This window comes from Eubacterium sp. BIOML-A2 (assembly GCF_009680135.1).
In the GTDB taxonomy this organism is placed as follows: domain Bacteria; phylum Bacillota; class Clostridia; order Lachnospirales; family Lachnospiraceae; genus Faecalicatena; species Faecalicatena contortus_B.
The window spans coordinates 1-5,762 of the sequence record NZ_WKZK01000101.1 but is presented as its reverse complement, the minus strand read 5'-3'; the positions used below and the strand labels follow the sequence as shown (position 1 = coordinate 5,762).

At 50.0% G+C, this 5,762-nt stretch carries 4 protein-coding genes and 1 pseudogene; 3 read left to right on the top strand and 2 right to left on the bottom strand.

The features are described from left to right. From GKG43_RS22410 to GKG43_RS22400, 3 genes and pseudogenes are all read left to right on the top strand, one after another. Positions 1-229: pseudogene (locus tag GKG43_RS22410) on the top strand (hypothetical protein); the annotation flags it as partial. Further along, entirely contained in the window at positions 226-891 is a 666-nt protein-coding gene (locus GKG43_RS22405) for a response regulator transcription factor (RefSeq protein WP_055152916.1), read from the top strand. The pseudogene GKG43_RS22410 and the gene GKG43_RS22405, both read left to right, overlap by 4 nt. Continuing rightward, on the top strand, positions 888-2,147 hold the full coding sequence (locus GKG43_RS22400; protein ID WP_055152918.1) for a HAMP domain-containing sensor histidine kinase: 1,260 nt from the start codon (positions 888-890) through the stop codon (positions 2,145-2,147). Before GKG43_RS22405 ends, GKG43_RS22400 begins: the two co-directional genes overlap by 4 nt. On the opposite strand, the gene GKG43_RS22395 is transcribed toward GKG43_RS22400, so the two are convergent. Both GKG43_RS22395 and GKG43_RS22390 read right to left on the bottom strand, forming a co-directional pair. Then, positions 2,128-4,806, bottom strand: coding sequence for an ABC transporter permease (locus GKG43_RS22395; RefSeq protein ID WP_055152920.1), 2,679 nt, complete (start codon positions 4,804-4,806; stop codon positions 2,128-2,130). The genes GKG43_RS22400 and GKG43_RS22395 overlap by 20 nt on opposite strands. After that, positions 4,806-5,486, bottom strand: a complete 681-nt coding sequence (locus GKG43_RS22390; RefSeq protein WP_050638692.1) for an ABC transporter ATP-binding protein — start codon at positions 5,484-5,486, stop codon at positions 4,806-4,808. Before GKG43_RS22390 ends, GKG43_RS22395 begins: the two co-directional genes overlap by 1 nt. Positions 5,487-5,762: the final 276 nt, after the last annotated feature.

Sequence of the window (5,762 nt, the reverse complement as noted above, 5' to 3'; positions counted from 1 at the left end):
AACCCAAAAAGGAAGAAGAAATATAGCGATGTCTATACAGAACATATTATCCCTTCTTCTTAAATTTGTCCTTGACAGAGGGTACACTTCAAAGGCCATGATATTGGATAATCTGGAGGAGAACAAGACTGCGGAACAAATCATAGAAAAACTGATCAGACGTTTTTCCCTGAGCCCTGAAGCGGCGCGTGAATATTATTGCCAATTTGACCGGATGGAGGATATATGACAAAGATACTGCTGGTGGAAGATGACGAGACAATTGCATTTGGGATCGAGTCGGCATTAAAGAGAAAAGGGTATATGTGTACAAGCTGTGCTTCTGTAGGGCAGGCGAAGGATCTGTTTTCGGAGGGACTCCAGCTGATTCTCCTGGATTTGAATCTGCCGGACGGCAGTGGCTATGATTTCTGCAAATGGGTGAAGGAACGGGCGGATACCCCGGTTATCTTCCTGACGGTTTGTGACGATGTGAAGGACATTACCAGGGGGCTGGATATGGGGGCAGACGATTATGTGACCAAGCCATTTCATATAGCGGTACTGGAGTCCAGAATTGCGGCGGTACTCCGCCGTACGTCTGACGATGGAGGGAATGTTCTCTCCTGCGGTAATATACAGCTTGACAGGGAGAAAATGCAGGTGATGCTGGATGGGCAGTCTGTGGATGCAACGGCACTGGAATACCGCCTGCTTGAGGTTCTCATGGAGAATAAAGGGAGGACTCTGCCCCGGAACCTGATTCTGGATAAGCTCTGGGACGCAGAGGGGAATTTTGTCAATGATAATACATTGACAGTGACTGTAAAGCGTCTGCGGAAAAAACTGATGGATACGGAGTATATCGTGACGATCCGTGGGATTGGCTATCGGATGGAGGAAAAGATATGAAAGGGCGTGGAGTGAAGGCATTTCTTTTATCCTGCGTATTCTGGCTGATTCCCGGGATACTGGCTGGCGTAGTGACTGCTGTCTGTTTTAGCTTCCGTGAGTACGATTATACGGTTCGGCTGACCGAAGCCGCGCTTGAAGGCAGATCTATTCCCGCGGGTTTGAAATTTGCTGCAGATAGAGGAAATAGTCCGGATCAGGGAAGCAGCCGGGGGGAGAGCGCCATGCCGGAATCTGGCGGCGGGGCGGAAAAACCGGATCAGGATGCAGCAGATGCGGAGGCCTATCTGCGCAAATATGGACATGGAAGGCTGACTCGTTTCCCGGATCATTTGCCATATGCCCTGGCAGCAGGAATTATCCTGTTTGAAATAGCCGGTGGAATCATGTTCTTTTTTACAGAGAGAAAGGAAATGCGCTTCAGGAGCAGGATTGAAGATCTGACAGAATATCTGAAGGCGGCGGGGAGGGGCGAGGCAGCTGCACTTAACCGGCGGGAAGATATGTTTTCCTATCTGGAGGATGAGATTTACAAGACCGTTGCCAAGCTTGCCTGTACCAGAGAAGAGGCGATCAGGGACCACGAGATCTTGGCAGAGAGAACAGCCGATATCGCGCATCAACTGAAGACGCCATTGACTTCCATGTCGCTGATGACAGAACTTTTAAGCCCTTCCCTGGAGGCAGAAGACCAAGAGTATCTGTACCGTCTGGAGGGCCAGGTGGAGCGTCTGAAGGGCCTGGTTGACGGGCTTTTGACCCTGACAAAGCTGGATTCGCATACGCTTGAATTTCACAGGCAGGATGTAGAAGCAAAGGAACTGACGGAACTTGCAGCAGAACCACTCAGAGCAATGCTGGGGCAGAAGCATGTCGAACTGGAAATTGTAACAAAAGGGCAGGGGGAATCGGAAGTCTGGCTCTCTGCGGACATGCAGTGGACAGCGGAGGCTCTGTTGAATATTTTGAAGAATTGTCTGGAACATACGCCCGAAAACAGTAAGATTCGTGTAATCTGTGAAGAAAATCCGCTTTATACGGAAATGCTGATTGAGGACGGTGGAAAAGGCTTTTCTAATAAGGATCTTCCGCATCTGTTCGAACGGTTTTACAGAGGGGAGGATGCGGCTAAAGACAGCGCCGGAATCGGGCTGGCGCTTGCAAAAGGCATTATAGAAAAGCAGAACGGACAGGTCCGGGCAGAGAATTCTGCACAGGGACATGCCCGTTTCTGTATCAGATGGTATCATCCTTAATTGCGGATATGATGTTCTGGCGTACAATTCTGCGTCCGCCCATATAGTAAGCTCCGATAATGGAAGCGAGAACAAGTATGGTGTAGCCAAGGACAGCTGCATATGGAGCAAAAGGCAGATATTCGATCAAGGTTACCTCATTGAGGTACAGGAAGCACGCAAGTACCGCGGCCTGGAACGGCAGGCTGTAAAGCAGCGGTTTCAGCCCCAGATCCAATCCCTCCAGGAACAGCATGCGCCAGAGCTGTGCGGGGGAGAGGCCGACCGACTTAAGCATGGCGAATTCCCGGCTTCTCTGGCGCAGGTTGCCGGAAATACTTGCCCATACATTGGAGATGCCGATCAGTGCCAGCAGCCCGGTTAAGAACGCCACAATGATACTCATAACGCCGGTGGATTGTCTTTGGCTCTCTTCTTTTTCTGCCAGGTCAGATACCATGTAGTCACCGCTGCCGTAATATTTACCAAGGATCGTAGAGATCTGGCCGGAAACTTTTTGAATCAGCGGATAAGAGATGCCGCCGTCGTCGTCTGTCAGAAGGATTCCGTTGACGGAGGATGCAGTATACCGCCGTTTCTCACTGCAGGATGCAGCGATTTCAAGCACATGTTCCATCGGCATGATTGAGACTACGCTAAAGTATGGCAGGCCAATGCCATCGGCGGGAAGTGCCTGCACCAGATCCCCTATGGTCAGCCTAAATTCGAAGTCGCCCGTGTCCTCATCGTAAGCCTTTTCCGTAAAAGAGAGGGCCTGCCCTTTTTGAAGCTTTAGGATATCTCTGTAGACCTTCTGTTTCTTAGTACTGACATTGGGGTCTTCGGTCCGGTTATAGATCAGTGCCTTTGCAGGATCTTTATAGTAGGAATCAGGATCTGTCCCCATCTCTTTGCAGTATTCTCTGAAACTGTCCTCCTCCAGGCCAATAAGTACAGAATAAATCCTGTATTTTCCATCCCTTTCAATAGGCGAGTACTTTTTCTTGGATACTATCTCATCGAATCCACCCAGATTTGTCTCGATATCATCTGAAGTCTGATCTTCTGTAATCCAGGTGGCACAGGGCATTTTATTCATGATTACTCCCCTGGAGACGCCGGGCACTTTTAAAACCTCAGCTAACGCCTTCTGCTCGGGCCGGCGGCCATCGCTGATGCTGAAAAAGACATGGCCCTGGGATTCATTTTGCGCCCTGTAAACCTCTTTCGATGCATTTTGAGCAGTAATAATATATAAAAATCCTGTGAGCAGAAGGAAAGATAGACAAAGGGAAATTGTCGCGGCCCGGTAGGATTTCTTACGGGCGGTGAGGGCGTTGGAAGCCAGTTCACCGCTGATTCCAAAATGGCTGGATATGCGTCCCTGCCGGATCTTTCTCCCTTTCAGCACCTCCACCTGCCTCAGGGCCTCTACAGGCATCAGTTTTGCAACTCTGCGGGCCGGTATTCTCGCCGAGAGCCAAGCTGTGGCAGCGGACAGGAGAATTGCAGGCAGTATGGCAGGAATTCCGAATGTAAGTACAATATCCGGCGCGGTCCTGCCGATATTATTTGCAGCATTAATCAGACGGAACAACTCTGTATCCAACAGCCAGCCGCATAATATTCCGACAGGAAGAGGCACAATCAGCAGGATCATTGCCTCGGATGACACCGCCGCCTTGATCTGCTTCGGGGATGCGCCGATGCCGGCCAGGGTTCCGAGCTGCACCAGCTTTTCGCTGGCAGACAAGGCAAAGGCATTGTGGATGACCAGTACAAATACGGCGATCATCAGAAGCGCAATGACCAGAAACATGGCAGGTACGGCAAGAACAGTGAGGCTGCTGATGTTTCCGATCTGATCCGGCGGGAGTATCCCGTATTTGGAGAGGAGGCCTGCATTATATCTGAGCGTATAGTATCCGTATTCATCGGCCTGATAGCCTAAGGAGCGTGCCAGTTCCGGGAGCTCCTTATAAGTACTCCTCATGGGGTCAAAACGAAGATAGACCGTTAGCTCATCGTCCGGGTTCACAGTCTTTGTATCCAGATAACTCATTCCGGTATAGGCCGGTACGGAGGAGGACGTGGTGACATCCAGAATTCCTACAATTTTGTATGTCTTTGTGCCTGTTTGACGGAAGGTTTCTTCCTCGTGGAACCCGTCTGTTTCCATGCATACCTTCCCCTGATACATGCGCTGCCCGATCGGAAGCGTGAGGGTATCGCCCACTTTTGCACCGGGGTGGTCATCAAAATACTGTTTTGAAAGTACCAGCTCATTGTCGGCTTGCGGGAGCCTCCCTTCGGTCAGGGTATCCTTTTCCGGCATAGAATCCCAGTATTCCTGGTTGGCGCCGCGGGTAATGAGGTATGTCCTGCGTCCCTCATCTTCCAGCTTTGCGGCTTCCCACGGGCCTTTGACCAGAACGGCAGAGACAGAGGCGTAGTTCTCAATGTGTTCCAGATCCTTTCCGTACGTTGTATCGAACAATTCTCCGTGCCAGTCGCCGTCCTCAAGTTTTGTGAGGACAATGGCATCCGTCCACATTGTGTAAACAAAACCGCAGAAACAGGACATCATCGTGGTCATAAGAAATAAAGCGGTCATGATGGCAATGCTGGTTCGTTTATTTCTTCGTATCGTGTCCCAAACATATTCCCTTAAAATTTTCATCAGGACACCACCTCGTCATGCAGAATTTTCCCGTCTTCCAGGGTAATCACGCGGTCTGCCTTCAGAGCGGTCTTTTCATCGTGTGTAATCAGGAGGACAGACTGTCCGTACTGCCGGTTGGAGAGCTTCAGAAGTTCGATGGTCTCTTCTGAATTTTTACGGTCCAGGTTGCCCGTTGGTTCATCGGCAAGAAGGATCGCCGGTTGGTAGATGAGGCTTCTTGCGATAGCGGTGCGCTGCTGCTGGCCTCCTGATAATTCACTGGGAAGGTGTGTGAGACGGTCTGTAAGCCCCAGCGTGGATACCAGATGGCGAAACCGCTCCTCATCCGGTTTCTGATTATCCAAAAGAACAGGCAGGAGAATGTTTTTCCTTACGTTCAATGTTGGGATCAGATTATAAAACTGATAGACCAGACCTACCTTTCTGCGCCGGAATACCGCAAGCTGCTCCATGCTGAGTGTTGAAATGTCTGTGTCCTCGATAAAAATGCTGCCGCTGGTAGGTCGGTCTACGCCTCCCAGCATATGCAGCAGAGTGGACTTACCGGAACCGGATGCACCGACAATAGCCGTAAAGCTGCCCCGTTCAAGAGATAGCGAGACATCGTCCAGTGCTGTTACCGTATTGGAACCACTGCCATATGTTTTTGTAAGATGGCTGCAGCGTAAAATTTCCATAAGTTAATAACCCCTTTCATGTTTGATGATACCATATTAAAAAAGAAAAGTGACAAGAAAGTGACAAAGGTATGAATCGGCGCATTCACAGATGTAACTGTCGTAAGATGGAATTCATTTTGATTTATGAATACTGTTCATACCACAGCCAACATCTAATTCGGGATTTAGTCGGCTAGCTTTAGACTTGTCGACGGACGGGGACGCTTCATGACAGGGAGGCCGGGGAAGTGCTGGGGCTGTATATGCCGTTGCGATATGCACCCGTGCTGCTAA